The organism is Chthoniobacter flavus Ellin428 (assembly GCF_000173075.1).
GTDB lineage: Bacteria > Verrucomicrobiota > Verrucomicrobiia > Chthoniobacterales > Chthoniobacteraceae > Chthoniobacter > Chthoniobacter flavus.
Genome location: NZ_ABVL01000022.1, coordinates 68,161 through 90,230 on the forward strand (window position 1 = coordinate 68,161; position 22,070 = coordinate 90,230).

General features: G+C 59.7%; 21 protein-coding genes. 7 read left to right on the forward strand and 14 right to left on the reverse strand.

What is annotated here, in order from left to right; all coding sequences use genetic code 11:
• The first annotated feature begins 63 nt into the window (after positions 1 to 63).
• Entirely contained in the window at positions 64 to 519 is a 456-nt protein-coding gene (locus CFE428DRAFT_RS25550; protein WP_157447632.1) for a hypothetical protein, read from the forward strand.
• Here the strand turns inward: CFE428DRAFT_RS25550 and CFE428DRAFT_RS34485 are convergent.
• Together CFE428DRAFT_RS34485 and CFE428DRAFT_RS25560 are read right to left on the reverse strand one after the other, a co-directional pair.
• On the reverse strand, positions 513 to 2,675 hold the full coding sequence (locus tag CFE428DRAFT_RS34485) for an ATP-binding protein (RefSeq protein WP_006982582.1): 2,163 nt from the start codon (positions 2,673 to 2,675) through the stop codon (positions 513 to 515). The genes CFE428DRAFT_RS25550 and CFE428DRAFT_RS34485 overlap by 7 nt on opposite strands.
• A 54-nt stretch (positions 2,676 to 2,729) precedes the next feature.
• On the reverse strand, positions 2,730 to 3,620 hold the full coding sequence (locus tag CFE428DRAFT_RS25560) for a peptidoglycan-binding domain-containing protein (protein ID WP_006982583.1): 891 nt from the start codon (positions 3,618 to 3,620) through the stop codon (positions 2,730 to 2,732).
• 266 nt (positions 3,621 to 3,886) lie between these two features.
• Between CFE428DRAFT_RS25560 and CFE428DRAFT_RS25565 the strand changes: the two genes are divergently transcribed.
• Both CFE428DRAFT_RS25565 and CFE428DRAFT_RS25570 read left to right on the forward strand, forming a co-directional pair.
• Complete coding sequence (locus CFE428DRAFT_RS25565) at positions 3,887 to 4,837, forward strand: catalase family peroxidase (RefSeq protein ID WP_006982584.1); 951 nt, start codon at positions 3,887 to 3,889, stop codon at positions 4,835 to 4,837.
• A 62-nt stretch (positions 4,838 to 4,899) separates the two neighbouring features.
• Positions 4,900 to 5,586 carry a metallophosphoesterase family protein gene (locus CFE428DRAFT_RS25570; RefSeq protein WP_006982585.1) on the forward strand — a complete coding sequence of 229 codons (687 nt, stop codon included), beginning with the start codon at positions 4,900 to 4,902 and terminating at the stop codon, positions 5,584 to 5,586.
• A gap of 25 nt (positions 5,587 to 5,611) precedes the next feature.
• On the opposite strand, the gene CFE428DRAFT_RS25575 is transcribed toward CFE428DRAFT_RS25570, so the two are convergent.
• Positions 5,612 to 6,817, reverse strand: coding sequence for a hypothetical protein (locus CFE428DRAFT_RS25575; RefSeq protein ID WP_006982586.1), 1,206 nt, complete (start codon positions 6,815 to 6,817; stop codon positions 5,612 to 5,614).
• A gap of 103 nt (positions 6,818 to 6,920) precedes the next feature.
• Here CFE428DRAFT_RS25575 and CFE428DRAFT_RS25580 point away from each other — a divergent pair, with 103 nt between their 5' ends.
• Together CFE428DRAFT_RS25580 and CFE428DRAFT_RS25585 are read left to right on the forward strand one after the other, a co-directional pair.
• A complete protein-coding gene (locus tag CFE428DRAFT_RS25580; protein ID WP_006982587.1) occupies positions 6,921 to 8,189 on the forward strand; it encodes an outer membrane protein assembly factor BamB family protein in 1,269 nt (422 codons plus the stop codon).
• A 3-nt stretch (positions 8,190 to 8,192) separates the two neighbouring features.
• Complete coding sequence (locus tag CFE428DRAFT_RS25585) at positions 8,193 to 8,552, forward strand: RNA-binding S4 domain-containing protein (protein ID WP_006982588.1); 360 nt, start codon at positions 8,193 to 8,195, stop codon at positions 8,550 to 8,552.
• Between the two features lie 10 nt (positions 8,553 to 8,562).
• Here the strand turns inward: CFE428DRAFT_RS25585 and CFE428DRAFT_RS37755 are convergent, their stop codons facing one another.
• On the reverse strand, positions 8,563 to 9,585 hold the full coding sequence (locus CFE428DRAFT_RS37755) for a lysophospholipid acyltransferase family protein (protein ID WP_006982589.1): 1,023 nt from the start codon (positions 9,583 to 9,585) through the stop codon (positions 8,563 to 8,565).
• A gap of 51 nt (positions 9,586 to 9,636) precedes the next feature.
• Between CFE428DRAFT_RS37755 and CFE428DRAFT_RS37760 the strand changes: the two genes are divergently transcribed.
• A complete protein-coding gene (locus CFE428DRAFT_RS37760) occupies positions 9,637 to 10,581 on the forward strand; it encodes a M20/M25/M40 family metallo-hydrolase (protein WP_006982590.1) in 945 nt (314 codons plus the stop codon).
• Between the two features lie 35 nt (positions 10,582 to 10,616).
• Positions 10,617 to 11,183: a pseudouridine synthase gene (locus CFE428DRAFT_RS25600; protein ID WP_006982591.1), complete on the forward strand. Its 567-nt coding sequence runs from the start codon at positions 10,617 to 10,619 to the stop codon at positions 11,181 to 11,183.
• A 168-nt stretch (positions 11,184 to 11,351) separates the two neighbouring features.
• Here CFE428DRAFT_RS25600 and CFE428DRAFT_RS25605 read toward each other — a convergent pair whose 3' ends face one another.
• The 10 genes from CFE428DRAFT_RS25605 to CFE428DRAFT_RS25650 all read right to left on the reverse strand — a co-directional run bounded on the left by CFE428DRAFT_RS25605 (position 11,352) and on the right by CFE428DRAFT_RS25650 (position 22,068).
• The gene (locus tag CFE428DRAFT_RS25605; protein WP_420196896.1) at positions 11,352 to 12,293 is read right to left on the reverse strand and encodes a glycosyltransferase family 4 protein; all 942 of its coding nucleotides are present in this window, start codon (positions 12,291 to 12,293) and stop codon (positions 11,352 to 11,354) included.
• 257 nt (positions 12,294 to 12,550) lie between these two features.
• Positions 12,551 to 13,447, reverse strand: a complete 897-nt coding sequence (locus CFE428DRAFT_RS25610; protein ID WP_006982593.1) for an FkbM family methyltransferase — start codon at positions 13,445 to 13,447, stop codon at positions 12,551 to 12,553.
• 19 nt (positions 13,448 to 13,466) lie between these two features.
• On the reverse strand, positions 13,467 to 14,675 hold the full coding sequence (locus tag CFE428DRAFT_RS25615) for a glycosyltransferase family protein (protein ID WP_006982594.1): 1,209 nt from the start codon (positions 14,673 to 14,675) through the stop codon (positions 13,467 to 13,469).
• 48 nt (positions 14,676 to 14,723) lie between these two features.
• Positions 14,724 to 15,674, reverse strand: a complete 951-nt coding sequence (locus CFE428DRAFT_RS25620; RefSeq protein ID WP_006982595.1) for a hypothetical protein — start codon at positions 15,672 to 15,674, stop codon at positions 14,724 to 14,726.
• Position 15,675: 1 nt separating this feature from the next.
• Positions 15,676 to 16,488 (reverse strand): FkbM family methyltransferase, encoded by an 813-nt coding sequence (locus tag CFE428DRAFT_RS25625; RefSeq protein ID WP_006982596.1) that lies wholly within the window; start codon positions 16,486 to 16,488, stop codon positions 15,676 to 15,678.
• On the reverse strand, positions 16,485 to 17,858 hold the full coding sequence (locus tag CFE428DRAFT_RS25630) for a flippase (protein WP_006982597.1): 1,374 nt from the start codon (positions 17,856 to 17,858) through the stop codon (positions 16,485 to 16,487). The genes CFE428DRAFT_RS25625 and CFE428DRAFT_RS25630 overlap by 4 nt, the downstream gene beginning before the upstream one ends.
• Positions 17,859 to 18,008: 150 nt before the next feature.
• Entirely contained in the window at positions 18,009 to 18,737 is a 729-nt protein-coding gene (locus CFE428DRAFT_RS34490; RefSeq protein WP_006982598.1) for an FkbM family methyltransferase, read from the reverse strand.
• Between the two features lie 131 nt (positions 18,738 to 18,868).
• Positions 18,869 to 19,924 (reverse strand): NAD-dependent epimerase/dehydratase family protein, encoded by a 1,056-nt coding sequence (locus tag CFE428DRAFT_RS25640; protein ID WP_006982599.1) that lies wholly within the window; start codon positions 19,922 to 19,924, stop codon positions 18,869 to 18,871.
• An 85-nt stretch (positions 19,925 to 20,009) separates the two neighbouring features.
• Positions 20,010 to 20,750 carry an SDR family oxidoreductase gene (locus CFE428DRAFT_RS25645; RefSeq protein WP_006982600.1) on the reverse strand — a complete coding sequence of 247 codons (741 nt, stop codon included), beginning with the start codon at positions 20,748 to 20,750 and terminating at the stop codon, positions 20,010 to 20,012.
• 4 nt (positions 20,751 to 20,754) lie between these two features.
• Positions 20,755 to 22,068: an FAD-binding oxidoreductase gene (locus CFE428DRAFT_RS25650; protein WP_042725794.1), complete on the reverse strand. Its 1,314-nt coding sequence runs from the start codon at positions 22,066 to 22,068 to the stop codon at positions 20,755 to 20,757.
• Positions 22,069 to 22,070 lie beyond the last annotated feature (2 nt).

Sequence of the window (22,070 nt, forward strand, 5' to 3'; positions counted from 1 at the left end):
TCACCCGCTCCGAAAGCGGCGTCCGCGCCGGCGCAAACGCAGACACAGGACTGGACGAAAACCGTGAGCTGGCTTTTCTCGCCGCCGCAAGCCACGCCGGCTCCTTTAACGGATGCCAAGGTGCCGTCGCTTCCGAATGCTCCGGTCGCGGCTCAGAATTTCCAGCCGAATCCGGCCCAGGGAGCGAAGGAGGCAGCGATCAAGATGTATCCGCAGCTGGCCGTGAAGGATTCGACGTTCAACAAGACCTTCCGCGATCTCTACTTGGAAGAATCGCAGAAACATCCCCAGCTTTTGACCCAGGCGGATTGGCCGCTGATTCTCGCGCACCGCACGGCGGATATCCTGACGCCGCCGGCGCCGATCGTGCCTGCTGGGCCTACTGGGTCCGCGCCGCAAGTGGCCGATGCGAAGTCGAAGTGGCCATCCCCGACCCCGTCCAGCAATCCGCTCGATCGCGGAGCGTACAACCAGGCGCGCTCGCCCTATTGGTGGGGGCCTTGGATTCGCACTTACTGAGTGCTGGCTCGATCTAAAGAGTTCTCGTTGTTGCCTTCCAGGACCTCGCGTACTTTGCGCAGGAGGAACAGCTTCGAAAAGGGTTTCTGCAACACGTCCAGGCCGGGTTCGAGCACGCCTTGGTCGCTGATGTCGTTTTCCGAATACCCGGAAACGTAGAGCACTTTCACTTCGGAGCGAAGACCGAGGATCTGTCGGGCCAGCGTCGGGCCATGCATCTCTGGCATGACAATGTCGGTCACAAGGAGATCGATATTTCCAAGATGCTTGGCCGAGAGCTGCAGCGCCTCCGAAGGAGAGGACGCGCAAAGCACGTTGTAACCCACGTCTTTGAGAACAGTGCAAATGAGCTGGCGCACTACTTCTTCGTCCTCCACAACGAGGATCGTTTCGGCATTGGCGTGGGCGGCCAACTCCATGGCGGGGGCCAGCGGTAAATCCAGGGCGGCCATCTCCTGCGGGAAATAGAGAACGAACCTGCTACCCTTCCCCGGTTCGCTGTCCACGTGAATGCTGCCGCCGCTTTGTTTCACGATACCATAGACCGTCGCGAGGCCGAGGCCGGTGCCTTTGCCGAGGCCTTTGGTGGTAAAGAACGGCTCGAAAATGCGTTCCTTGGTGGCCGCATCCATCCCACACCCCGTGTCACTCATCACGAGCAAGACATAGCCATGCGGTGACGGCTCGAAACTGGCGTCCGGTAGAATATCCAGGTGCGTTCGAACCTCCGTGGAGATCGTCAGCGTTCCTCCGCGCGGCATGGCATCACGGGCGTTGACTCCGAGATTCAGGATCACCTGCTCCAATTGTCCGGGATCCGCCCGCACCCGGGCCTCCACGGTGGTAGTTTGGAGTTGGATCCGAATGTGTTCACCGATGATCCGCTGCAGCAGTTTCTCAAGATCACCGACCACGACATTGAGATCCAGGACCTTGGGGCTGAGTAGTTGGCGCCGGCTAAAGGCGAGGAGTTGTTTCGTCAGTGCGGCCGCTTTTTCCCCCGTGATTCGAATTTGCCGGGCGAACTCCTGACTGGCGCCGTCCCGTTCCAGTTTGGCTTCGAGCAATTCGGAATAGCCCATGATGGCGGTCAGCAGATTGTTGAAGTCATGGGCCACGCCGCCGGCGAGTCTTCCTACCGCCTCCAGCTTCTGCGCATGGCGCAAGCGATCCTCGGTTTCGATCAACGCATTTTCCGTCCGCCGATGTTCGACAATCAAATCCGCCAGCCGGCCAAACTCGTCGCGCCGTTTTTGCAGCGGTGCGAGCAGCGCCAGGTTACCGGAGCGCAAGCTGCGGGTAATACGCCGAAGAGGACGCCGTATCCAGACATTGAGCGAATAACCGAGAATGGCCAGCAGTCCGAGGGCGAAGAGATTGAGATAGAGAAACAGACGATGACTCGCGCGGTTGAGTTCGCGAATGATCGGCGAATCATTGGTAATGATGATCTTCGCCGCCGGTTGCCCGTTCCAACCGGGAAGGAGTCGGGAGAAGGTAATCAGGCCGGTATCTTCCTTGCCGAGCGGCTCCGGAACGGCTGCTTTCGGCGGCAATATCCGAATATCGTAACCGGTGAAGAGCGACATCCGGCGAATATTGTCATCGATCCAAATGTGGCCGGCGAAGAAGTACCCCTGGGGTTTGGTTTCGCGCGAACGATCGAGCGAAGGATGGATGGTCGCTCCGCGAATCTCCATCCAACCTTGGGGCACTTGGAAAAAGAAATGACAAGTTCGATCTTTCGCGAACAAAGTCGAGAAGGCCTCCCGCGGCAGAGGCAAGGTGCGCAAGTTATCCGCGTAGCGATTGTTGCGGGAGTAAAAGAGTGTCTGATCCGGTTTGTAGATCCAGACGGCGTTGAGGTTGTACGTCGCGAGGGTTTCTTCGGTGATATTTTTCTCCGCCCATTCCGTGTCCTCCTTCATGAGTGCGATCACCATGTCGTTCCAGATGCTGGAGTCGTCCACCACGGCTTTGAGTTTGTCGCCGCGCTCGAGCAGGAATTCGTCGAAGTTTCGATTCCGTTCCTCTTCTCTCGAGTCCGCCAGCGCCCGGAATTTCCCGGCCTCAAATAGATGCAGGGCGGTCAGCCCGCCGCTCAAGGTCGCGACAATCGCGAGCAGAAGAATCAAAATTTTCGTTTGGACGGTCATCGGTACGCGGTGAGCGCCCCGCTCCCGGCGCGATGACTTCTTCTTCTTTCAAGTTCAGCGTCGCACGCGTCTTTCCTTGATGGAAATGATGCGGGGATCGCTGGTGGCAGCATTGATGACGATTTCATTGTCGGTTTCGCCACGGGCCTTCGCTTTGCCGTTCTCGAATTTGAACGCGACCCGAAAATCCACGACGATCACGCCCTGGCGCGGGATGGTGCGGGTGCTTATCCGTTCAATCCGGGAATAGCTGCGATGCGGCCAGCGCGCGTAGTATTTGCCCAGTGTGTGTTCAATGATCCGGCGATCCACCCATCCGTTACCCAGATAGTTCACCCGATCGGCATAAAAATGCAGTTCATCCTGCAGTTGGTTGTGACTCACGGCGTGGAGATAGTTGGCGAGATAAGCCTCCACGCCGCCAGGAATCTGCATGGGTGCGCCTGGCTTCGTGCGAGTGCGTTCTGCCGTCGTGGCTCCACCGGTCCCGGACTGGACGACGGGTTCACGCGTGTGCGCGCTCTTTCCGCGTCGCCGCGCACGCGGCTCTCCGGCGGCGATGACCGCGGGATCGACACTGGCCGGTGAGACACCGGTGTCGGCGGCGATCTCCGTGGCCTCGGCCTTCACATTGATCCGGATGTCACTCTTCAAAACCGGTTCGTCCGGCAGGACCAATTCCTTAGGCGGCGCTTCGTTGGCGCCTCGCCCGATGACGCCCAGTGACCGGAGGGTGTCGTGGTCGTTCATGCCGCTCACGGCCAGGCCCTTGCGCTTCTGGTAGTGCTTCAGAGCCTGTTCCAGTTCCGGCGAAGCGCGTCCGTCGATATCGCCGAAGTAAATGTTGCGGCGGCGCAGTTCCTCCTGCGTCGAGCGAGTGGCATCGTCACCGTATAGCGACATGATCGAGCAGGCCAAAGCCAGGCAGACAAAGTGGCGTTTCATGAGGTTTGTTTAACGTTCCGCTAGGGAAGGTTCGCGTTGCTGGGGCGGCACGGATGTAGGCTCGCGGGGTGTCGTTCTCCGTCAGCAGGCGTGGATGCCCCGTAAAAAGCCGCTGCCGAGTGTTTTCACCCATACCCCGCTCGGGGAAAAATCTGATCGAGGCCACGGGCGTTCCGAGCATTGCGTGGCGTTAGTCCGCGTGACACTTGTGTTCCGCTGGAGGCCAAATTACAAAGGCAGACGTTCAGCCAACTGGAGGAATTTTTATGCCGTTACCGACTGATGAAAAGCGCCTGGCCCTCGCCAGGGAAGTGATCCAGGCCTTCGATGACCTGCACGGGGTTTTTCCGGGATACCGCCCGGCGCATGCGAAAGGGATTCTGGCGGTGGGAAGTTTTACTTCCACGGCCGAAGCAGCCCGGCTTTCGGTCGCGCCGCATTTCCACGCGGAGACGCCCGTGTTCATCCGGTTTTCGAATTTTGCCGGCGTGCCCATGGCGGCGGACAACAAGCCGGACGAAGCGAGCCCGCGCGGCTGTGCGGTGCGCTTCCAACTCGGCGAGCACAAGCACACGGATATCGTCGCGCATTCGACCGATAGCTTCCCGACGCGCACGGCGGAGGAGTTTATCGAGTTTCTCCACGCGGTGAAGGCCAGCGGCCCGGATGCGCCGCACCCCACGCCGATCGAGCAATTCCTGCAAAGCCATCCGAAGGCGCTGGCGTTTGTCATGACGCCGAAACCGATCCCGACGAGCTTCGGACGCGAGTCGTATTTCAGCGTTTCTGCCTACCGGTTCATTGATGCGTCCGGCGCCGGGCGGTATGGGCGGTATCGCATCCTGCCGGAGGCGGGGAATGAATACCTCAGCACCGAGGAAGCCGCGGCCAAGGGAGCGAATTTCCTGATGGAAGGGCTCGCCGCGCAGCTCGCGTCTGGAGCGGTGAAAATGCAGCTCTGGGTGCAACTCGCCGAGCCGGGCGACGTCGTGGACGATGCCACCACGCAGTGGCCGGTGGAGCGCCAGCAGGTGTTGCTGGGCGTGATCTCGCTCACCAAGCTGGTCCCGGCGGATGACGTCGACGGGCGCCGCATCATCTTCGACCCCATTCCACGGGTCGCCGGCATCGAGCCTTCGGCGGATCCCCTCCTTGAGCCGCGTGCGGATGTTTACGTGATGAGCGGCCGCCGGCGACGCGAACAAGCGGGGATTTAGGCAGCGAGTGATTGTGTCTCGCAGAAAAAGCGGCGGCAGGTAATCTGTTCCCTTTTTTCGTAATGCGAGAATTTGCCATCGGCGATATCCACGGGTGCATCCGCGCCTTGCAAGAGTTGCTGGAGATCATTCAGCCGCAGAAGACGGACACAATTGTCTTCCTTGGCGACTACGTCGACCGTGGTCCGGATTCGTGCGCGGTGATCGACACGATCATCGACCTGAATCAGAGGTGCACCGTCGTTTCTCTCTTTGGCAACCACGAACAAATGATGCTCGATTCGCGGAATGACCCCGACGCCTGCAAGGAATGGCTGAACCAGGGAGGACGAGCCACTTTGCAATCCTACGGGCGTCGTGGTTTCGGCTGGGGCTTGAACGATGTTCCCCAAGCGCATTGGGATTTTCTCAGCGAGCAAGTGCGCGACTATTGGGAGACCGAGCGGAACATTTTCGTCCATGCCTCGCTGGATCCGGAACTCGACATGGCCGAGCAGCCGGACTTTTTGCTGCGATGGCAGGTGTTCCGTGATCCCACCCGCCACAAATCGGGCAAACAGATCGTCTGCGGTCACACCAGTCAGAAAGCCGGATGGCCGGCGATCTTCGACGGTGGCGTGTGCATCGATACCTATGCCTACGGCGGAAGATGGCTGACGTGTTTCGACCTCAGCACGCGGAAGTTCATCCAGGCGAATGAACGCGGCGAGCATCGGTCGTTCGATTTTCCCGCGCAGAGATCGAGGTAACTTTCGCTTCGCCTGAATCGTCGAGTTACTCCGACCGGCGCAACTGCCCGATGATGGCGAGGACTTCCTCGCGGATGCGGAACAATTCCTGCCGATAGTAGGCGAGGCGTGCGACGGGAAATTTGGAGTAGTCGGTGATGGCGTCGGCGGCGGTGAGGACCTCGTTGTGGATCTCGAGCGCGCGCTTGAGCCAGGCGATGATCATGCACGGGTCCATGTAACGATCCCCGCGGGCGATGAAACCGAGGGCGGAACAGAGCTTCACACTCAGGATCATGAATTGACTGCTGAAGGCGCCGAGGGCGTCGTCGCTTTCCCGGAGGTTTTCGTCGTCCTCCTTGAGTTCGTCGAGCAGGGCACGCATCACGTCGCGCGCATGTTTCGCCACCGGATGGATGACGCGTTCGTCTTCATCGTGGACCCAGTCGATGCCCTCGCGTTCCGGATCGGGGGGTTCCTCCTCGACCTCTTCGAATTCGTCGAGCTCATCCTCCTCCCCTTCCTCGTCGTCTTCACTGGCTTGATTCTCTTCGCCCTCTTCGCCGCTCTCCGCTTCCTCCTCCGCGAGCATCTCCTCGAGCGACGTCCAACCCATTTCCCGGGCGATGATCCGCTCGCTGTCCGGGTGATCGGCATATTTCTCGAGGAGCCGGCGGTACTTCTCGCCGGTCATATCGCTCTCCCGCAGCAGTTGTTCGCAGCGAAATTCGTCCCACTTTTCCGCCGTTCCATCCGCATCCACGGCATTGGTGAAGGAATCGCCTTCTTCCGCCTGGCGTTTGCGCTCGGCGATTTCCTCGGCGGTGAAACGCCAGACGGGAGCGGAGATTTTCAACCGATAGTCGGTACTCTCGATCACCACCGCCCCGCTGCGTTCGCTGAACCATTCGACGTAGAGGCAATTCGCCATGTGTTCGGGTGGCTGCTCGCCGCGCTTGGCCATCACGTAAGCCTCGGCGACCGGAACGTCGAAGACGCGCACCTTGCGGGCGGCAGTGATCTCGCCGGCGGTGCCGTATTGCCGCAAAGCCGGGGGCCGGGTTTTCAAAGGAATCGGCGTCGGATTTTCAAACTCCAGCAGGCAGCCCGCCAGGTCCGGATGGCAGTCGCCCTCCAGATCCAGCGTGAGCGGTTCATCGAGTCCCGCGAGCCAAATGCGACCGGTCACACGGCAGCGTGTGCGGTTGTCGATTTCACCGCGAAGAATGTGGTCGTGAATGCGCCAGGCCATCAATTCGGGTCTAATCTCCTGTGCTCCATGGGCAAGCCCTTTTTGTGGTGTTTTTCACCCTCACAGGCCCTAAGTGCTTCGCCTTAGGCTGGTCTCCTTTCACATGCGCGATACACTTGCCTCCATGTGTTTTCCCCGACTCGGCTCTTTCCTGCTGGCCTTCAGCCTGTGGGGTTTCGGTTCTGCCCTGCGCGCGGAGGATTGGCCGGGCTGGCGTGGGCCGCGGGGGGATGGAACGAGCGCGGAGAAGCAGGTGCCGGTGCATTGGGATGCGACGAAGGGCGAGGGCGTGGCCTGGGTGGTGGAGATTCCCGGCGAAGGGCATTCCTCGCCGATCGTGCTCGGCAAGCGCGTGTTTGTGACCTCGGCGCAACCGGAGACCGAGGAGCGGCTGCTCTTGTGTCTCGACCGCGACACCGGCAAGGAGCTCTGGCGGCGCACGGTGCTCACTTCTCTGCTGGAGAAAAAGCATCGGGAGAACAGCTATGCGTCGAGCACGCCGGCGACGGATGGAAAGCGGGTGTTCGTGAGTTTTCTCGATGGGGCCGATGCGGTGATCGCGGCTTATGATCTCGAGGGCAAGCAGCAATGGGTGGCGCGGCCGGGCGAATTTCACAGCGTGCATGGGTTTTCCAGTTCCCCAGTCGTGTTTGAGGACAAGGTGATCATCAATGGCGACCATGATGGCGATGCGTGGATCGCGGCGATCTCGCGCGAGGATGGACATACCCTGTGGAAGATCGATCGCGAGAACAAAACCCGCAGCTATTGCACCCCGCTCATCCGCGATCTCGCGGGCAAGACGCAGATGGTTCTCTCGGGCAGCAAATGCGTGGCGAGCTACGACCCGCGCACCGGCGCGCGAAACTGGATCATCGATGGGCCGACGGAGCAGTTCGTCGCTTCGATGGTTTATAATCCGAAGCACGACATGCTCTTCATGACTGCCGGTTTTCCGGCGCATCACATCCTGGGGATCAAGCCGGATGGCCAGGGCAACGTGACCGATTCCAAGATCGTCTGGCGGACGACGAAGGGCGCCTCGTACGTGCCATCGCCGATCTCCGAGGGCGACTACTTTCTCGTGGTGAACGACGGCGGAATTGCGAGCTGCTTTCACGCGGGCACGGGCGAGATGTACTGGCAGGAGCGGGTGGGCCCGCATGCGCATTCGTCAATCGTCTCCGCCAACGGGCTGGTCTATCTCACAACCGATGATGGCGCGACCACGGTGGTGAAGCCGGGGCCGACTTTCGAAGTCGTGACGCACAACGCGCTCGGCGAGATGACCGAGTCCTCGCCGGCGATCAGCGATGGGCACGTGTTCCTGCGCGGGACGAAGCATTTGTATTGCTTCGGCGAAAAGCACTGAGGCATGCGGCTCGATCAATGGCTCTGGGCGGTGCGCGTTTACAAATCGCGCACCCTGGCGACGGAAGCGATCAAGGGCGGCCTGGTGAAGGTGGATGGCGAGCGGAGCAAGCCGGCGCACGAACCGAAGCCGGGAGAGACGATCACCGCGCGGGTCGGCATCATGACGCGTACCGTGCGGTTTCTGGCGGCACCGAAGTCGCGCGTGAGTGCGAAGATGGTGGTCGATTTTGCCGAGGATCTCACGCCACCCGAAGAGCGCGAAAAGCGGCGCGAGCCGAATCTCCTGCCACCGGGATTTCGACCGAAAGGCGCAGGCCGGCCGACCAAGCGCGAGCGGCGGGCGCTGGAGGACCTGGAGTGATCGTGCAATCCTATTGCTCCCCTTTGGCGATCGTGCGCAGGAGCTTTTCGAACTTCGGCGATTCGTGCGCGTAGGATGGATAGGGGCGCGTGGCGTCCTTTGGCCGGAAGCGGAAGTGCTTGTAAGGCCAGAGCCAAAGGTCCGGCCGCTGGCGGAGGAACGGTTCGAAGGCATCCCAGCATTGCTGGGCGATCTGCTGTAAGGTAGCGTTTGGGGGAAAGACCAAACCCGGCTGCATGACGATGCGCACAGATCCATCGGGCATCGGCTCGGTGGTCACGGGGACGAGAAGGGCGTTGCAACGCTGAGCGAGCACGGCATGCAGGAATGGGACACACATTTTCAGGCCAAAGCCCTCGATGACCGTTGCCGCTTGCGATGGGCGAAGATTGAGATCGATGAGCATACCCGTGGCGCCGCCGCGCTTCACCACTTTCAACATGCGCAACAGCGAATTTTCCTGGGGAATGAGCGTCTGCCCCGAAACCTCCCGCAGACGGGAAAAGATGGCGGTGAGGTAAGGGTTTTTGAAACGCTCCGCGACGACGACGTGGAAGAAGTCGGCGAAGCCAAAGACGAGGCTGGACCACTCCCAATTCCCTTCGTGCGTGGTCATGAAAAGTGTCCCGCGCTTTTCGCGCGCGAGCTGTTCGCGGATCGCCTCGAACCCCTCGAGATGCATGTAGTTGCGATAGGTGCCGCGGGCCAGCGATTGCGCCCAGAAAAGGTCGAGCATCGTGCGGGCGAAATTGCGGTAGGAAAGGCGGGCAATCCATTGGCGCTGCCTGGGGTTGTATTGGTCGCCGAAGACGCACTCGAGGTTCGACAGGGCGACGGCGCGGCCACGGGCGTCGAAAAAGTAAGCGGCATCGCCGAGCAGGATCCCGAGCTTCACACACTGCTCCCGGTGGAGGCGGGGAATGACGGCGATGAGCAGCCGAACGCCGGCCTCCTCCAGTTGATAGCGGAAGCGCTTCCAGCGCGAAAGCGCTGGAGTGGTTTTGGTTTCTGGATTCTCGTTTCTGGTTGCCAAGCTTCGCGACTTCAAACCAGAAACGACCCGGCTGAAACCAGAAAATATATTGTGGATACCGATTCCTTGCTTGCCCTCGTCCGCTCCGTGCTCGCCCAGCCGACCGCGCCTTTCCATGAAGACGCCGTGCGGGGCGAGATCCTCATGCAGCTCGCGCAATGCCCGCATGTGCGCGTGGTGCAGGATATTTTTGGGAATGTGATCGCGCATTACCAGCGTGGCAATGCTGCCCCGCGTTATGCGTTTGCCGCGCACATGGATCACCCAGGCTACGTGGGCGAGGAGTTTCTCGGCGGCGTGCCGGAAGAATACCGCGCGAAAAAACCGCCGATCCGCGATTTCGGCGCTTTCTCGATGTGGGACCTGCCCGCTTGCGAAGTGAGGGAAGGCCGCATTCATTCGCGGGCCTGCGATGATCTCATCCATTGCGCGACGATCCTCGCGCTCTTTCACGAACTCGAGCGGACGCAGACCGAGGCGAGCGTGATGGGTCTTTTTTCCCGCGCGGAAGAAGTCGGTTTTGTCGGCGCGATTCATCTCGCGAAATCCGGCCACGTGTCGCACGACGTGACGATCGTCTCGTTGGAATGCAGCTCCGAGCGGAGCCCGGGCGCGGGAAAAATGGGCGAAGGCGTGATCATTCGCGTGGGCGACAAGACTTCGATCTTTAACGATGCGGACACGCGGGCGCTGACCACGCTCGCCGTGGAAAACAAAATCCCGCATCAGCGCTGCCTGATGAGCGGTGGGACGTGTGAGGCCACGGCTTATCAACTCTACGGCTATCGCGCCGCCGCGCTCTGTATCGCGCTGGGCAACTACCACAACTGCGGCCCCGACACGACCATCGCCCCGGAATTTGTCTCCGTGGAGGATGTGCAGGGCATGGTGCGCCTGCTGGTCGCCGCGGCGACCGTCCCCGCGACCGCCAATCCCGCTGCCGAGTTGCGCGAGAAGCTGGAGAAGAGCCTCGAGAAGTACCAGCGGTTCATGTAACCGGGCGTGCCATTTTCCCGGATTCCCCTGCTTCTATGTTGCTCGCCTTTCACAAGCCTTACGGAGTCCTCTCGCAATTCACGCCGGATGGATCGCGCCATCGCCCCTTGGCGGAGTTCGATTTTCCCAAGGGGGTGTATCCGCTGGGCCGTCTCGACGCGGAGAGCGAGGGACTGCTGCTCCTGAGCGACGAAGCCGCATTAAACGCGCGTCTGTTGCATCCCACCCGCGGCCACTACCGCACCTACTGGGCGCAAGTGGAGCGCGTGCCGACGCGCGAAGCGCTCACTCAGCTTGAACGTGGGGTGGTCATCGGCGGACGCCAGACACTCCCGTGCCGCGTCTGGCTGCTTGATCCGCAGCCCGCGGTGTCGCCGCGCGTGCCGCCGATTCGCTTTCGCAAGAATGTTCCCGAAACGTGGATCGCGCTGGAACTGGTGGAGGGGAAAAATCACCAGGTGCGGCGCATGACCGCGGCGGTGGGACATCCCACTCTACGCCTCGTGCGCGTGAAGATCGGCAAGTTCGAACTCGGCTCGCTGGCCGCGGGTAGTTGGCGCGAACTCGACGCCACGGAACGCGCCGCGGTTTTTGCGGCGTAGAGGTGACGAATCAACGGATGTGCTGGAGGGCCGAGGTGGCGGAGGGGAATGGTGGTGGCCGGTGATGGGCGGGCGACCGCGCCGTCGGTGCTGAGAGGAACCTCCCGCTCCAGCGCCGACGGCGCGGTGCCCTCCAATTCCCATTTGGAAACCGATTCTGGAGATGCTCTATCGACCGTATTGGCGGTAGACCTGCAGATACGTCTTCACCACCTCTGACCAGCTGTGGAGCTGCGCGGTTTTTGCCACTCGGTCTTCGAGCGCTTTGCGCTCGGTTGCGTCGAGGGCGACCAGTTGACGAATGACTGTGGCGAGCTCTTCGGCATCGCCTGGACGATAGAGGAACCCCGCCTGATGCGTCTCGACAAACCACTGCAAATAACCGGTGCGCGAGGCGATGATCGGGCGGCCATACGCGCAGGCATCGAGGATTACCCCGGAGCCACGGTCGAAGCCCTCGGCGTACGGCAACACCGCCGCGTCGGAAGCGAAGAAAAAGCGCGGCACCTCTGCCTCGTCCACAAAGCGATCGATGAAGGTCGCTTGCTTGAAACCCAGCTCCTCGGCGAGCCGTTGCGGGTTGTTTTGCGAGATGGTCTTGCCGACGAAAAGCAGATGGACCTGCGGCTGCAACAAGGCTGCAGCGCGCAGGACGACCCCATAGTCCTTCCCCGCACGCTGGGTGCCAAAGAGCAGGAGAATCGGCACATCCTGCGGCAAGCCAATCGCCGCGCGAGCCTCCGCTTTGCTTTGCAGAGCGGGCGGCACGGTAATGGCATAAGGAATGGTGTGAATGTCGTCGCCGAGCAGCCATCGCCAGCGGTCGCGCAGGGAATCCGTCTCGCAGATGATGACGAGCTTGTGCGCGCGCAGCAGGTGATGGAGCAAACGATCACGTAAGCGGACGCGGAAGTTCGGGTGCTCGGATTTGGGCGGCAGGAATTCGCCGTAGATGCTGAGGAAGACCGGGCGGCGGCTGCACAGCGCGAGGAGGAAGATGAAGATGTGCGTGCCACCGAGGAAATGGAGGATACCTCCTCGCGCAGAGAGAGCACACGGCAGGGCGCGCAGGGCGCAGGCGAGGGTTTCGAGATTGTTGAAAATTCTCATCACCTTCTCGCGCCGGCCCTGTTGCGAGAGACGATTGGTGAGCCCATGCCACCACGACGGCAGGCCGTAATGAATCGGACCGGGAATGCTCCCTCCCCCGGTGGGATTGGTGGCGACGATGGCCTCGACTTCGACACCCGTGGCCGCGAGCGCATTGGCGAGCGCATACGTGTCGCGCCAATGATGCCCGGCATAGTGAGCCAGCGGGCTCACCAGGACGACGCGCGAAGGGCTTGTCGCGGATTCAGTTTTGTCCGTCATGGGCGGAGCGAAAGCGGGACCGGTTCCTGGCCGGGAAGCTCACTGCGACGGGCGACGATGAGGCCGTCGAAGGAGTAAGTTTCGAGATAATCGATATCGGCAAGAACGGTATACTTCTGCCGCCGCAATTCCCGCAGGCACTTGAAGTGCAACTGGTTTCCATGGGTGGAAATGAAGATGTAGTCGATCTTGCGAGCGGCGAGCGCCTGACGGGCCCCGACGAGGACGTCGACTTCCCAGCCCTGCGTATCGGCATGCAGAATGTTCAAGTGCGCGATGTTGTGCGCGGCCATGAAGCTATCCACCGAGATGATCGGCACACCATTCGCACTTTGTCCTGGGGCTGAGCCCACGTAGGCGCGCTCGATACTGACCCGCGCTGGCGAGGATCCGAAATTCAGGGCGAAGTTATGGATGCCCATCTCGAGGTTTTCCGCTGCGGGCTCGATGCCGTAGCAATGCGCCCCCTGCACTACTTGGTAAAACCACATCGAATAAAACGCCCAGTACGAACCGAGTTCGAGCATCACCGCGCCTTCCGGCATCCACTTCAACACTTCCTGGAAAACGCGTTCTTCCTGGGGTTCATGCACACCGCGGTTTTCCATCATCAGTTTTCGATTACCCGGGCCGGAGTAACTTAGCTCTCCCACGCGCAAGCCGTTGTGCATGATCATCTGGCCTTCCACGATCTTGCCTGCGGCCTCGTGGCGCGGGATGAAAGCGTTGTCCGGCGAAGCGACTGCATCGCGAATACGCGAACCCCAATCCTCGGTAGCGATCCAATGGCGCAGACCGCGCTTCCAGGCGCGGTGCTGCTGGAAACGTTTCCATGGAGTGCCGCGTTTGGTGAGAAGCCAGGCAGCGGCTTGAAGTTTATCGAGTAACAACATCGCGTGTGGCAGGGGAAGGTTAGTGAACTTGGGCCGGGGCTGAAGGATCTTGAGCTATCGGCCGTTCAAAGGTTAGCAACTGATGGCGCAAAGCCTCCGGGGAATGATATTTCTGGATGACCTCACGATAGCGGGCGATGAGCTCGGGGGTATCCACGGCATCCACGCTGGCGATGAGGCCTTCGAGTCTGCCTCGCGTGGTTTCCACGAGGGGCAGATTGTTCTCCAGAAAATGTCGCGCAGTGCTGGAATAGGCGGGGCCGTAGACCAGGATGGGGCGGCCGGCGGCAAAGTATTCCGCCGCTTTGCAGGAGAACGATGTCGAGACCAGAATACGTAGCGATTCGCTGAACGAGAACGGCAGATAATTCGCGTAGTTCAGCTTCAGGCGCTCGACCAGCTGGGCATTGGGTAGATTGACAAACAGCTCCACCACCGAAGGATCGGGGAAGATGTCCGGCAAGTTCGAGGTGATGACGCAAAGCGCGATCTTGTAGCGATGCGGGGTGGTTTCGTTGAGGTGAGTGACGACGCGATTCAGCTCGGTGAGCGCTTCGGCGTAATACTCGTTCATCGAACCTGAGAAGCCGATGTAGCGGATCTCCCCCTCCTTCGGCGGCGAAGTGTATTCGATTGTCCGGCTGCGGATGACCAGCGGGAGCCACTCGCAGGTCACTCCATACTTTTCTTGAAAGAGTTCCGCGTGTCCCTTGCTCAGCGTGTAGACCTTGGCAAAACGCGGCAGGAAATATTGTTCCGCCCAGCGGGTGATTCGCGCGCGCAGAAGTTTGTTGTCCTTGACGGCGAGGGCCTCGATATCGTCCACAACGTAGACGTCGACGGGGAGCCCGGTGGCCCAGCCCAGCAGATAGGCATTGAGCAGGCAGGTCCACCAGCCTGAGGGAAAGGCAAAGATGCGGGTGCAACCTTGGCGATGAATCTCCGAAGCGAGCCAGGGCAGGCAGAAGATGAAGACTAGCGTATCGAGAGCGCAACGCAGCATGTCCGAAAAACGACGCAGGCCGAGGCGGGAGAAATCCGGATAAAAAATGATCGGCATGCCGATGGCTTGCCGAATGGGTTCCGGGTCAACCCGCCGATGAAAACGGCGGGTGATGGTGAGTCCGATATGATCCTTCATCGCCTGCGACCAGCTCCACGCAGTCGAGTGATTCGCATGCCCGCCTTGCTGCATCGGCGGCGCATCAGGGTAAAAGGCGTATTTCATCGGAAATCGGGACGGGAAGTTAAGGGTTCGGAAAGTATACAGGTCGATTCAATTTGCGGCGGGTTTCCAACTCGAGCGCAGTCTCCGCACGATGCGGGTGACCTTGCGCCACAAGCGGGTTAGAACGGAGGGGGCAAACAGGTTGCGCAAAATTTCCATCTCGTAGCGGGTGGCAGGCACGAAATAGGGATCGTGTTTCAACGGAAAGTCCATCGATTCCAATTCGAGGAAACCGCCTGAGGCCATGGGATCCCTAGTGTGCGTGGCTCGTTCGTCGAAGCCCAGGTTTTTAATCAGGTTTCGATGCGGGGTGACCGTGAGCCCATTTCGTTTCAGCACAGCGTAGAGCCACTGATAATCCCACGTGTCGGTCTGGCGGCTCCACGCGCTCTCGAAGGCGCGTTCCCAAGCGGCGGCGACTGCGCGGTCGGATAGCGCGTCGTAGATCAACTGACGCTCGCGAAATTCCGGCCAGCTTTTCATGTCCACTTCGTAGTGCGCCCAGGCACGCCGCCAGGTCGCCCAACCCCAAATGTGGGTGATCTGGGAAAAAGCGTATGAGTACCTGCGGCTCGGCGTGTCGACGCCGTGATTACATCCGCTGACAGCCATGATCCGATCGTCCGTCCGGAAGCGGGCGAGCAGTTCCGCGCAGTAAGGAAAGAAGCTGGGCGATGGCAGGCAGTCGTCCTCGAGGATGATGGCTTCCTCGACATGCTCGAAAACCCAGGTCAGGCCTGAGGAAACGCGATTGCGGCAGCCCATGTTTTCCTCCGCGTAGGCTTTTTCCACTTCGCAGGGCCAGTCGATCCCTCGATCGATAATCTCCCGCGTCAGGCGCACATTTTCCACATCGTCGGGCCGATTGGCCCGGGGCCCATCGGCCACGACGAGGAGCTTGCGCGGCTGGGCACGCCGGATCTCGGCGAAGACTTTCTCTGTGCAGTCCGGACGATTGAAGACCAGGAAGGCGATGGGGGTATCGAAAGCAGGAGCCATCTTACTGGGCGAAATGGGCGAACGAGACTCCCTGCCGGATGGCGACGACATTCTGGTACTCGAAGAGATTGGTCTTCAGAATGTCACTTTCCCGGAGAGGCAACAGGCTGGTGGGGAGGAGTCGATAAAGTTGGAAGCCCTTCAGCACTTCAAAAAAATCGGCCATGAATGTGCGGGAGCAGACGTTCATCTTGTTGAATTCGAATTGCACGACACCGATCTGTCCGGCAGCGATCATGTCTTTGGCACCGCGAAGGCAGTGAATTTCATGGCCTTCGATATCGATCTTAAGGAAATCGATGTGCGCGATATTCGCCTCCGCGCAAAATTGATCGATCGTCTTCAGAGCGACGCGTACAGACACGTACGGCATCTGAGTCAGACTTTGGAAGACGCCTGAGTAGAGCGACGCATGTTCACTATCTGTGGGACTGGCATAATCATGCAGGTCGAGTTCTTCCGCCTGGTGACTAAATCCGAAATTGTGGAGATTTAAATTCAGCCCTGCGGTGCCGGCTTTCAATGTTTCAAAGGTCCGCGGATGCGGCTCGAAAGAGTGAATGACCGCATTTGGAAACGAGCGGCGTAGTAAAGCCGCGTAAGCACCTCGGTTGGCTCCCACGTCGAAGATGACAAAGCGATTTACCCCGGATGCAATCGTGGCGAGGCGGTCGACCAGCCATTCCTCGCCACTAACCGGATAGTTATGGATCCCCAAGCCCCGGGCTCCCAACTGAAACAATAGGCCATTGAGTTTAGCGAAGCGAGCGTGGGCAAAAAATCGACCCCATAAAGCTAATATTTTACCCATCATACAGGAAGACTTCGTTTTGGGCGTAGTCGCATCCAGATTCGGAACGGAAAAAAAATCGCCCGGCACAATTGCAACGACATTTGCCGCGTGCTGCTATAAAAATAGGGACAGACTACCACCGTTATTGCAAAGGCGATGACGGTAGCGGAGGCCGCCCCAAGAGGTCCATAGCGCGGAATGAGGAACAGATTAATACCGATGTTCAATACAGCGCCCAAAAAAGTCGAGAAAAACGAGAACTTCAAAAACCCTTCGGCGATAAGAAACTGGTCCCTCGCTGCTCCGAGAAAGACAAAAAGGAGCGCCCAAACCTGAACGGTCAAAACGGCGCTCGAGGATTCATATACCTTTCCATAGAGGAAATGAATGATGAACGACGAGCCCAGTGACAGAGGTACGATGAGCAAATAGGCGAGCCCGGCGCTCATGTCGTAGTAATTCTGCAGTCGCGCCATGTATCGCTCCGGACCGAGTGCTTTGCTCCGCACGATGCTCGGGAGCAGTACCGAAGAGAGGATGCTGGGAACGATATAAGTGATTTCGCTCAGCTTGGTCGCAGCGGTGTAGAGTCCGACCTGCTTGGTACCTAGCATTTGCGCAAGCATGACCTGGTCGATCCTCATATAGGTCGTGACCGCCACCGCCGAAAGAATAAGCGGCCAGGATTCGCCGAGGAGACGCGAAGCCGTCGCGGGCTCGAACCGCCATTTGGGAAGATCGGAATAGCATTGGGCGTAGATGATGACAGTCATAACCGCCGCAACTCCCGTTTCGATGACGGCGACCCAGGCAAACTCCACCACTGGGCGCCGCAGCAGCACGAGGAATATGCGAACCAGGGCTGAAACGGCGAAGCCGATATTCCCGGCGATCACGAGTTGCTTCGAACGCAGGTCGGCTTTGAATCGCAAGCCGGCGACCGTCAGCGCCTGCGTGCAAAGCGTGAGCGCAGAGATCAGCAATAGCTGACGGGTTAAGGAGTTCGGCAGAGTAAGCGAGTAGACGGCCAGAATGGCGTAGGAAACCAACGCCGCCGCCATCCGGCTGAAGAAGGCCGTACCCAGGAGATTGGCGGCATCCTGCGGTCTTTTGACGAGATCGCGAATGAGAATGTCTGTAATACCGAGTCCGGCTGGCGCACCGACCAATGCGGCAATGGCCAACGCGTAATTGATTTCGCCAAAGTAACCAGGCTGGAGGTAGCGAGCGACCCAGGTGCCTAAAAACAGGCCTGTGAGCATCCGCACGATGGTATCCAAGGACAGCCAGCCGACATTTGATACGATGGCCTTTACATTGGGATGGGTCTCGACAAAACGATTGACTCGCGTCTTCCATGTCGCTGCCAATGATCGGATCGACGCGTTCATGCAATCGACATCACGTCAGGGGTGGCCGCAGCCATTTTTGTAAAGAATGGCAAGGTGACGGCATGAGCAGATCGGGTTCGACAGGAGCGCGTCGCAGAGGGCGTCGCTCGTTTTCGCGGTGGATGAAAAAGGATCGGCTGAGAACGAGGGTCAGGCACTTTTTTTGTTATATTCCTTGTTGACGAAAAGAGCATCTGACCAGCTCGCCACACGATTTTGATGAGCAAACTCGTAGATGGAAACGAGTACGAAATTGCGATCGATGAGATATCGAAATACCTCATCAAAAGCCGGCAGGTGTTTATACATCTCAGAAAAAATGAATTCGAAATAGATGAGCCCAATCTTGTTGTTCTTCATGGCCTGCTCCGCACCTTTGAACACCTCAAAATCGTAACCCTGCGTATCCGACTTCAGGATATCCACAGAAGGGATTTTTTGGTCTTCCATGAATTTGTCGATCGTCACCATGTCCACCGTGGATTTGTTAATTATCTTCCCCCAACCCGTTGAACTTAGCTCGAGAAAGGAACTCATGTCGGAATGGGTATTTTCCGAGAACGTTTTCGGACCGACGGCGGCGCCGACCGCCAGATTCCAGGGAGACACCCCTTCTTGATTTGAAACATTCTGCGAAAGCTTCCGAAACGTTTCAAGACTCGGTTCGAACGAATGAATGACGCAGGAAGGAAACGTTGCTTTGAAACGCGTAACAGATTGGCCGATGTTCGCGCCGATATCGAGAATCAAGGGCTTTGTGTCGCCGGGAACGAATTGCTTCATATCAAGGAAGGGATTGTCGCCGAAGGCACTTTTGCGCTTCACGACGTATCCTAACTTATATGCCAATTCCACAGCGGCTCTTTTCAGTGTGTGCATGAGAACAAGGTATTTTTAAGATTGTCGCCTTGCGAATAAAGACGCAAAACTTGCGAAGGAGATCATTCGTAAACTCACCAAGTATGGCGGGTGGGGAAGGACTCAAATTCGGAAAGCGGCCACGCCGGCGCTCAGGCAAGCACACACGCGGCATGGATTTCCCGCAGGATGCCTTGGAGGGCGTAGCGGTACTGCCAGCCGGGATAATGCTCCTGGAAACGGCGCACGTCGCTGATCCACCAGATGTGGTCGCCGACGCGGTTGTCCTCAACGTAGGTCCATTCGAGCTTCCTGCCGCTGAGTTCCTCGCAGATCTCGATGGCCTCGAGCACGGAGCAGTTCGAATGGCGGCTGCCGCCCAGGTTGTAGACCTCGCCGCTGCGCGGCGCGCGGAAGAATTGCCAGAAGGCCTCGACGAGATCGTGGGCGTGAATGTTGTCCCGAACCTGCTTGCCTTTGTAGCCGAAGACACGGTACTTCGTCCCGCTCACCGTGCACTTCATGAGGTAGGCGAGGAAACCGTGCAACTCCGTGCCTGCGTGTGCCGGGCCGGTGTGGCAGCCGCCGCGGAAGCAGGCGGTCTTCATGCCGAAGTAGCGGCCGTACTCCTGCACGGCGACGTCGGCGGCGACTTTGCTCGCGCCGAAGAGCGAATGCTTTGTCTGGTCGATGGACATGGTCTCATCGATACCGCGCACCCAGGCGTGGTCGCTGGGGATTTCCCAGCGCTTTTCCAGCTCCACGAGCGGTAGGCGGTTGGGTGTATCGCCGTAGACCTTGTTTGTGCTGGTGAAGATGAAGACCGCTTCCGGGCAATGCTGGCGAGTAGCTTCGAGGAGATGCAGCGTGCCGAGGGCATTGACGCTGAAGTCGACCAACGGAGCGCGCGCGGCCCAGTCGTGCGAAGGCTGGGCCGCAGTGTGAACGACGAGGTTCACTGCGCTGCCGAGCTGGCGGAAAAGGGCATCGACCCCGGCGGCATCGCGAATGTCCAGGGCGTGATGGCGATAGCCGGGCAATTCGCGGGCGAGCTTTTCGCGGGTCGGGGTGGTCGAGGCGTTGGCGCCGAAGAATTCGGCGCGCATGTCGTTGTCGATGCCGACGACGTCGAAGCCCTCCGCGGCGAAGCGGCGGCACGTCTCGGAACCGATCAATCCGGCGGACCCGGTGACTACTGCGAGGCTCATGGGAGCGCCTGTAATCGTCGCGGACTGTGCATTTGGCCAGCGGAATGTTCTGCGCCTCGGGGGCTTAACGTGGTTTTAACACGGCTCACAGCTTCAATTTCCGAAAAATGGGCTCCGGGATCAGGTTGATAATCAGCATGATCCAGCGCCAGAACCACGGAGTGTAGAGCACGCACTGCTCCCTATCGATCGCCCGGATGATGTCCCGCGCGACGCGGTCGGGGGGAGGCGAAGAGCGGGCCCTTTTGGCAGGTGAGCGGTCATGGGGGGTGTCGACGAAGCCGGGTTTCACCGTGAGCACGTGGACGCCTTTCGAGTAGAGGCGGTTCCGCAGGCCTTGAGCGAAGGTGTTGAGCGCGGCTTTGGCCGTACCGTAGACGTAGTTGCTTTGCCGCCCGCGATCGCCGGCGACGGAGGAAATGACGGCGATCGTGCCGTGGCCCTGTTGCTCGAAGCGATTGGCGAGGAGGGTCAGAAAAGAGAGGGCGCTACGGCAGTTGGTCAGCAATTCCTGGTCGGTCACGCTGAAATCCGCCTGGCTGGCCGCCTGGTCGCCGAGGCTGCCGTGGCAGAGAATCGCGGCGTGCAATTCCCCATGAGCGGCGATGGCGCGGTCGAGGGCGGGCGCATGATGGCTGAAATCCACGAAGTCGAAAGCTTCGATGACGACTTTCGCCTGGTAGCGAGTGCGCAGGTCGCTGGCCACGATTCCCATCTTCTCGGCCGAGCGCGCCCACAGCACGAGGTTGGCGCCGCGTTCAGCGAATTGGCGCGCCACCGCCTGGGCAATGGCCGAAGTCGCTCCGATGATCAGGACATTTTGCATCGATTTAGACAGGTGAATTCACGCGCCGCCAAAAGCTGGAGGAAAACGCGGGGTCGATATATTGGCGGAATTCCTCCCAGCGCGGATAGCACTCCTGGAAAACGCGGGCCGGCATGCGCGCGTCCTTGGCTGGGTAAATGCGTCCGCCCGTCGCCAGGACGACTTGGTCGAGCTCGTTGAAGAGGGACAGCGTCTCCCAGCCTTGATTCGCGAAATCAAGCGCGAGGGTCAGGCCGGGTGCGGGAAACGACAGCATTCCCGGCGACCTCCTTTCGCCGAAGGTCTTGAGCACGGCGAGGAACGAGCCCTGGCCGGAAGCCGCGATGCGCTGGAAGATCTCGCGGATCACTTTTCGATCGCCGGAAAATGGGATGACGAACTGGTATTGGAAAAAGCCGCGGCGCCCGTAGATGCGGTTCCAATGGTTCACGGCATCGAGCGGATAGAAGAAGGGATCGTAGTGAACGATCTTCCGGCTGAAGGCCTCGAGCGCCTTGGCGTAGTAGAGGGTGTTGAACGCCTGGATGCTGTATTGATTCAGGGCGAAATCGGGAAACTCCACCGGGACCCCGAGGCGCGGCGGCCGATGCAGCCGGTGGCTGAGGCTATCGCCGCGCGCATGGTTGCCGCGCATGAAAATCCCACGACCCAATGAAGGCCCCTCGGCCAGGCAATCCACCCACGACACGGTGTATGCGAAATCCGCGTCTGACTCGGCGGAGATGGCGAAGAATTCATCGAGATTGGCGAACTGCAGCTCCTCCACGTCGATCATGGAATTTTCGATGCGCAGCAGTTGAAACTCCGCCCAAGTGATGAGGCCGGTGAGCCCGAGCCCGCCAATGGTAGCGGCGAACTGCGCGGTATTTTCCGTCGGCGAACAAATCAGCCGTTCGCCCGTGGAGCGCAGCAGCTCGAACTTCGTGACGTGGCAGCCGAACGTTCCCGCGCGGTGGTGATTCTTCCCGTGAATGTCATTGGCGATCGCGCCGCCCACGGTGATGAATTTCGTCCCGGGCGTGACCGGCAGGAACCAGCCGCGCGGCACGATGAAGCGCAATAACTCATCGAGGGTTACCCCCGCTTCGCAGCGCATCATGCCGCGCTCGGCATCGAAGGCCAGGAGATGTTTGAGCTCCTCGGTGACAAGCAAATCCCCGCCGTCGTTGAGGCAGCTATCGCCGTAACTGCGCCCCAGCCCAAACGGTAACATCGACCGGCCATCGCCCTGCGGCAAAGGATCCGTCCTCCATCGGAGCGGCCGGACCTCGTGATGCGCGGCCTTGGGATAGCGGCCCCAGCTTTCGGGATTTTTCACTG

What these genes read in the sequence shown, in the direction of transcription:
- CFE428DRAFT_RS25620 (WP_006982595.1), bottom strand. Translation starts at nt 15,674, where the DNA reads ATGGCTCCTGCTTTCGATACCCCCATCGCCTTCCTGGTCTTCAATCGT.
- CFE428DRAFT_RS25610 (WP_006982593.1), bottom strand. Translation starts at nt 13,447, where the DNA reads ATGTTGTTACTCGATAAACTTCAAGCCGCTGCCTGGCTTCTCACCAAA.
- CFE428DRAFT_RS25625 (WP_006982596.1), bottom strand. Translation starts at nt 16,488, where the DNA reads ATGATGGGTAAAATATTAGCTTTATGGGGTCGATTTTTTGCCCACGCT.
- CFE428DRAFT_RS25640 (WP_006982599.1), bottom strand. Translation starts at nt 19,924, where the DNA reads ATGAGCCTCGCAGTAGTCACCGGGTCCGCCGGATTGATCGGTTCCGAG.
- CFE428DRAFT_RS25585 (WP_006982588.1), top strand. Translation starts at nt 8,193, where the DNA reads ATGCGGCTCGATCAATGGCTCTGGGCGGTGCGCGTTTACAAATCGCGC.
- CFE428DRAFT_RS25600 (WP_006982591.1), top strand. Translation starts at nt 10,617, where the DNA reads ATGTTGCTCGCCTTTCACAAGCCTTACGGAGTCCTCTCGCAATTCACG.
- CFE428DRAFT_RS25560 (WP_006982583.1), bottom strand. Translation starts at nt 3,620, where the DNA reads ATGAAACGCCACTTTGTCTGCCTGGCTTTGGCCTGCTCGATCATGTCG.
- CFE428DRAFT_RS25645 (WP_006982600.1), bottom strand. Translation starts at nt 20,750, where the DNA reads ATGCAAAATGTCCTGATCATCGGAGCGACTTCGGCCATTGCCCAGGCG.
- CFE428DRAFT_RS34485 (WP_006982582.1), bottom strand. Translation starts at nt 2,675, where the DNA reads ATGACCGTCCAAACGAAAATTTTGATTCTTCTGCTCGCGATTGTCGCG.
- CFE428DRAFT_RS25580 (WP_006982587.1), top strand. Translation starts at nt 6,921, where the DNA reads ATGCGCGATACACTTGCCTCCATGTGTTTTCCCCGACTCGGCTCTTTC.
- CFE428DRAFT_RS25615 (WP_006982594.1), bottom strand. Translation starts at nt 14,675, where the DNA reads ATGAAATACGCCTTTTACCCTGATGCGCCGCCGATGCAGCAAGGCGGG.
- CFE428DRAFT_RS25605 (WP_420196896.1), bottom strand. Translation starts at nt 12,293, where the DNA reads ATGAGAATTTTCAACAATCTCGAAACCCTCGCCTGCGCCCTGCGCGCC.
- CFE428DRAFT_RS25565 (WP_006982584.1), top strand. Translation starts at nt 3,887, where the DNA reads ATGCCGTTACCGACTGATGAAAAGCGCCTGGCCCTCGCCAGGGAAGTG.
- CFE428DRAFT_RS25575 (WP_006982586.1), bottom strand. Translation starts at nt 6,817, where the DNA reads ATGGCCTGGCGCATTCACGACCACATTCTTCGCGGTGAAATCGACAAC.
- CFE428DRAFT_RS25570 (WP_006982585.1), top strand. Translation starts at nt 4,900, where the DNA reads ATGCGAGAATTTGCCATCGGCGATATCCACGGGTGCATCCGCGCCTTG.
- CFE428DRAFT_RS34490 (WP_006982598.1), bottom strand. Translation starts at nt 18,737, where the DNA reads ATGCACACACTGAAAAGAGCCGCTGTGGAATTGGCATATAAGTTAGGA.
- CFE428DRAFT_RS25630 (WP_006982597.1), bottom strand. Translation starts at nt 17,858, where the DNA reads ATGAACGCGTCGATCCGATCATTGGCAGCGACATGGAAGACGCGAGTC.